Annotated in this window: 4 protein-coding genes; all 4 read right to left on the reverse strand. The window is 39.9% G+C overall.

From position 1 onward, the window contains the following. Positions 1–1,737, reverse strand: a 1,737-nt coding sequence (gene rsxC, locus CWB75_RS18440) for an electron transport complex subunit RsxC (protein WP_138571406.1), incomplete at its 3' end; no start/stop codon positions are given. An 8-nt stretch (positions 1,738–1,745) separates the two neighbouring features. Then, positions 1,746–2,300 (reverse strand): electron transport complex subunit RsxB, encoded by a 555-nt coding sequence (gene rsxB, locus CWB75_RS18445; protein WP_008115242.1) that lies wholly within the window; start codon positions 2,298–2,300, stop codon positions 1,746–1,748. A gap of 1 nt (position 2,301) precedes the next feature. After that, positions 2,302–2,883: an electron transport complex subunit RsxA gene (gene rsxA / locus CWB75_RS18450; RefSeq protein WP_008115244.1), complete on the reverse strand. Its 582-nt coding sequence runs from the start codon at positions 2,881–2,883 to the stop codon at positions 2,302–2,304. Between the two features lie 244 nt (positions 2,884–3,127). Continuing rightward, positions 3,128–5,071, reverse strand: coding sequence for a bifunctional diguanylate cyclase/phosphodiesterase (locus CWB75_RS18455; protein ID WP_138571407.1), 1,944 nt, complete (start codon positions 5,069–5,071; stop codon positions 3,128–3,130). Between the last annotated feature and the right edge of the window lie 191 nt (positions 5,072–5,262).

A 5,262-nucleotide genomic window follows, 5' to 3' on the forward strand; every position in this document is an offset into this window, starting at 1 on the left:
TTTAGCACGGGCAATAGCGGCTGCAACTGCTGACTTTTTGTCATCTACAGCTTCGTCATCACCATTATTTTGTGCCTTTTGCTCTTTATAAAGGCGAGCTTGCTCTTTACGGACTGCGCGTTCTTTCGCAACTTCACTGTTATCTGGCTCAAGTTCGCCACCTTGCTTTTTAGCTTTAGCACGCGCAATTGCCGCTGCTATAGCTGATTTATTGTCACCACCGCTGGTTTTATCTTTAACACGGGCAAGGGCATCGGCTACTTTTTGCTGCTCTTCGGTCGATTTAGCTGCTGGCTTACGTTTGTGACGATTTTTTCGCTCAGCTTGCTCTTGCTCTAAACGCGCTTTACGTGCATCAAATCGTTCTTTAGCGCGATCAGATTTTATCTTCTCGGCAATTTGCTCTTTAATCTCAACTTTTGCAACGCGGTAGTACTGAACGAGTGGTATTTCACTTGGGCAAACATAGGCACACGCGCCACATTCAATACAATCAAATAAGTTATGTTCTTGGAGTTTGTCGTATTCTTTTGATTTAGCAAACCACTGTAACTGCTGTGGTAACAATGAAGCAGGGCACGCATCTGCACAGGCACTGCAACGAATACAGGCTTTTTCTGGGCCTGGCTCTGCTAATTCTTTATGATCTGGAGCAAGTATACAGTTTGTTGTTTTAACAACGCCAATACGAACCGTAGGTAAGGTAAAGCCCATCATAGGGCCGCCCATAACGACGCGCTGTTGTGGTACGGGTGAAAACCCTTGGCAATCCAGTAAGTGTTTTATCTCAGTACCTAATAGCGCCCATACATTACCGGGCTTATGTATGGTATTGCCGGTAACGGTAACTACACGTTCAATTAACGGTTTGCCTTCGTATACAGCTTGCTGTATCGCAAATAAAGTGCCGGTGTTATGCACTAAAATACCGATATCAGCAGGAATGCCACCATTAGGAACTTCACGGTTAGTGAGTAGCTTTATCAGCTGTTTTTCACCGCCAGAAGGGTAAACCGTGGGCACGGTTTGTATTAAAATATGCTCGTTATGCTTCGCCGCTTCTGTCATGGCTGTGATAGCCTCGGGCTTATTATCTTCAATACCAATAATACACAGGGTAGGATTGAGCAGCTGTTGCATGAGCTCAATACCTTTGATTATTTCAGCGGCATGTTCGCGCATTAAAGTATCGTCAGCCGTGATGTAAGGTTCACACTCAACCGCGTTCACGATTAAAAACTCAATCGGCTGCTTAATATCTGCTTTAACGTAGGTTGGAAAACCTGCGCCTCCCATGCCAGAGATCCCCGCATTATGAATAACATCAACGAGTTCATCGTGTGATGCATTGGCTGGGTTTGCTAAAGGCGACAGTTCACACCAAGTATCTTTGCCATCGGGTTCAATAATAATGCTTAATTCAGGCAAAGCAGAAGGGTGTGCTGATGGCATAGGCGTAATATCAATAATAGTGCCTGATGTAGGTGCATGCACAGGTACCGACCAGTTAGCAGAGGGCTTAGTTAATGGTTGACCTTTTAATACGTGCTGGCTTTTTTCTACAATTAACTTGCCGCTAGCGCCAATATGCTGCTTTAAAGGTAGAACGAGTTTTTCAGGCAAAGGAAGGCGCGCAATAGGCGCATTATTAGATAATGACTTTTGCTGCGGAGGATGTACGCCGCCAGGAAATGCCCAAACGGTGCCTTTTTTTATTTGTTCAAGTAACTTTTCCACTCAAACCTCTAATCTATTTGGGTAACAGGAATAGCGTCTAGTTGCCATTTCCAAGTTTGTTTTGTTGGTGCAACGGGTAGCATGTCAATACAATCAACCGGACAAGGTTCAACGCACAAGTCACAGCCTGTACATTCGTCAATTAGAACGGTGTGCATTTGTCGGGTTGCACCAACAATGGCATCAACAGGGCAGGCTTGAATACATTTGGTACAACCAATACATTCATCTTCGCGAATGTAGGCCACCGTTTTAACTGGCTCGGCTTGTTCGCCGCCGGCTAGAGGTTTAGCCTCAACACCCATCAAATCAGCCAACTTTTTAACTGTCGCATCACCACCGGGTGGGCACTTGTTTATTTCATCGCCATTGGCAATGGCTTCTGCATAAGGGCGACAACCAGGATAACCACATTGACCACATTGTGTTTGTGGCAAAATGGTATCGATTTGCTCTACTACAGGATTACCCTCAACTCGAAAACGTACGGCTGCAAATCCTAAAATTAATCCGAAAATTAACGCCAGTAAACCCAGCGCTATTAAAGCGTACAACAAGGTCATATTAAAACTTCACTAATCCAGTAAAACCCATAAAGGCCATTGACATTAAACCTGCCGTTATCATTGCGATTGAAGCACCTTTAAATGGAGTGGGAACATCTGCTGCGGCTAGGCGTTCGCGTAATGCCGCAAATAAAACTAAAACTAATGAAAAACCCACTGCGGCACCAAACCCATAGACGGCAGATTGTAAAAAGGTGTGATCTTCTTTGATATTTAATAAAGCAACACCGAGTACTGCACAGTTAGTCGTTATTAAAGGTAAAAATATTCCCAATAAACGATATAGCGTTGGACTGGTTTTTCTAACAACCATTTCAGTAAATTGAACAACCACTGCAATAACTAAAATAAAGCTCATTGTTTTCAGGTAGGTGATATCTAGTGGTAATAAAATATACTCGTTTACTAAATAACTGGTCACAGAGGCAAGCGTTAGCACAAAGGTAGTTGCTAAAGACATACCTATGGCTGTATCAAGTTTTCCTGATACACCCATAAATGGGCAAAGGCCTAAAAATTGTACTAATACAAAGTTGTTAACTAACACTGTTCCAATTAATAACAAGACGTATTCTGTCATGTGTGCCTCACGCTAATAAAATCCCGTGTATTATCCTTTTTTCTACTGCGATTAACAACACGTTGAGTGATTATCAGTTAAATAAACAACGTTAAATAATGGGCTAATTGTAAAGGGTTAAATTTAAGGGAGTTTGCAATTAAAAAACTGTCAGCATTTTAACGGCTGAACAGTCATAAAAGCACACTTTAAAAAGTAAAAAAGAGCATAAATGCTCTTTTTTATTATTAAATAGGGTAATTAGTTAGATGTCTTTAGGCTTTTCAATATAGTAACCTTGGACACCATCAAGGCATAGGGTTTCTACAATGTGCTTTTCTTCTTGGCTTTCAACGCCCTCTGCAAAAACACTAACGCCAATTCTATGAGCAAGGTCGACCATTAAACGCATAAAGTATTGATTGTTTTTATCGTCCTCTAAACCTCGGGTATAGCTTGCATCCATTTTAATAAAGTCTGGTTTTAAATCTCTGAAAAATTTAAATGAGGTGAGTCCGACACCAAAGCGTTCTACAGTTATTCTGGCACCAACGCGATGCACCATATCAATAAAGCGTTTGCTTGCTTTAATGTTTTGTTGAAGACCAAATTCACTCACTTCAAAAATTAACTTAGAAGCAATATGCGTATCTTTAAGTAAACGGCGCTCTAACCAAATCATAAACTGGTCGCTGTGCGCGCTAGATGGGGTGATATTTAAGCCAAAATACTTTTCAGATAAATTACTCGATTTTATTCTTTCTAAAGATGAGTCTATTATCAGCTTGTCAATTTCAATAGCCATATCGAGCTTTTCAGCCATTGCTAAAAATGAAGCAGTAGGCAAAGCTTGGTTTTCTTCTGTTTTGAAGCGGGCTTGAATTTCAGCATAGGCTTTAATGCTTTTGCCTAAAGGCATAATATTTTGGATCACCAAATGGACGCTTTTAGACTCAATTACTTCGTTAATCACTTTACGCCAGTTTTGGTTACCAAATCCTGCGCTCACATTATTAACTAGATCAGTATCACGTTGCACATGCCACGCATTAGCTTGCTTAGACTGAGCCATGCTCATTGCATTATCAACAATAGAGAGCAACTCACCTAAAGGCTTTGATTTTTCGTAACCAACAATACCTGTGTTTGCAACTGAGCTAAGCTCTTGGTTTTGCATATATTGAGTAAAGCGAGATTGTAAGTTCTCACCAAACTTTTCAGCTTCTTTCAACGGGGTATTTGGTAAAATTGTTATAAAATCAGAGCTGTTAACTCTAAAAACTTGGCTGCCGGAATAGGTGCCACTGATACTTACAATAATATCTGCAACGGCTTTAATGTACTCATCACCTTTTTGATAACCGCGGCTTTGATTTATAGACTGTAACTCACTACAGCGAACGAGTGCTAAAGAGCCAAATGTACTTACTTCGGTGTTTTCAATATTCTTTTCGTAGTAATCAACAAACATGTTGCGATTACCTAACTCAGTAACACCGTCTTTGTAGGCTTCACGTTTTATTGTGTGTGCAGCATTTTTTATATTGTCATTTTTACTTTTTAAAAAGTGCGATAAACGATTAAAGCTAGGAATTAAACTTTTCCCTAACTTAGCTAACTCTGGCGAATCAATTTTAGTCGCAAAATCATCGCCTAGTTGATTTTGGTTTATATAAATATCAATGACATCAGCAACGTCCGTACATATATTGTCATTAATGTGCTTAACAATGGTTTTCATTAATGCAATAGGTATTAGAGCGAGTAGGGTGCTAATAATTAAAATTATAAAAAAAGCAGCTTGAAACTGCTCACTCAAATGAGTGATGTTGATTTTAAATTCAACTTTTATATCGGCGTTATCATTAGTGGCATACTGAGGGCGCACTGAGTTGTTGCTTGACTGAATAAGTTCGGCAATAACAGGCAATTGCGGTGCGTTGTTAACTGAAAATACTTCAGCACCTTGATAATCACGTAAGGTAAAGTGTGAAAAGATTTCACTGCTTGCAAGTGTGTTTTTTAAGTTATCAGCAGAGAGGTCAGTTGCAGATAGGTTTTTAATATATTGCTCGACTGTCGCTTGCGCATTTTTTTGAGCTTTACCGATGGCACTATCAAAATTTTGGCTAATAAAATAACAGCCAGCGGTCACAAGAATCAACCAAGCCATCAGTTGTATAAAAATAAGTTTTTTAAAAGCTGCCATTGTTTAATCTTTATATGTCAAAGGGGAGGACACAACCTCATGATTATTAAAATAATTATAGCTTGATAGAGAAAGTTATCAAATAGTTAGTTTTTGTAATCAAAAAGTTTTTGTTTTAAAAGAGAAATGGTAGAGCAAATTTGAAGAGATGTCTATGGAAGTATAGTAAATTGGCTCCCCCTCCCCGACTC

The sequence above is a fragment of the Pseudoalteromonas sp. S1608 genome (assembly GCF_005887265.1).
GTDB classification, from domain to species: Bacteria; Pseudomonadota; Gammaproteobacteria; order Enterobacterales; family Alteromonadaceae; genus Pseudoalteromonas; species Pseudoalteromonas undina.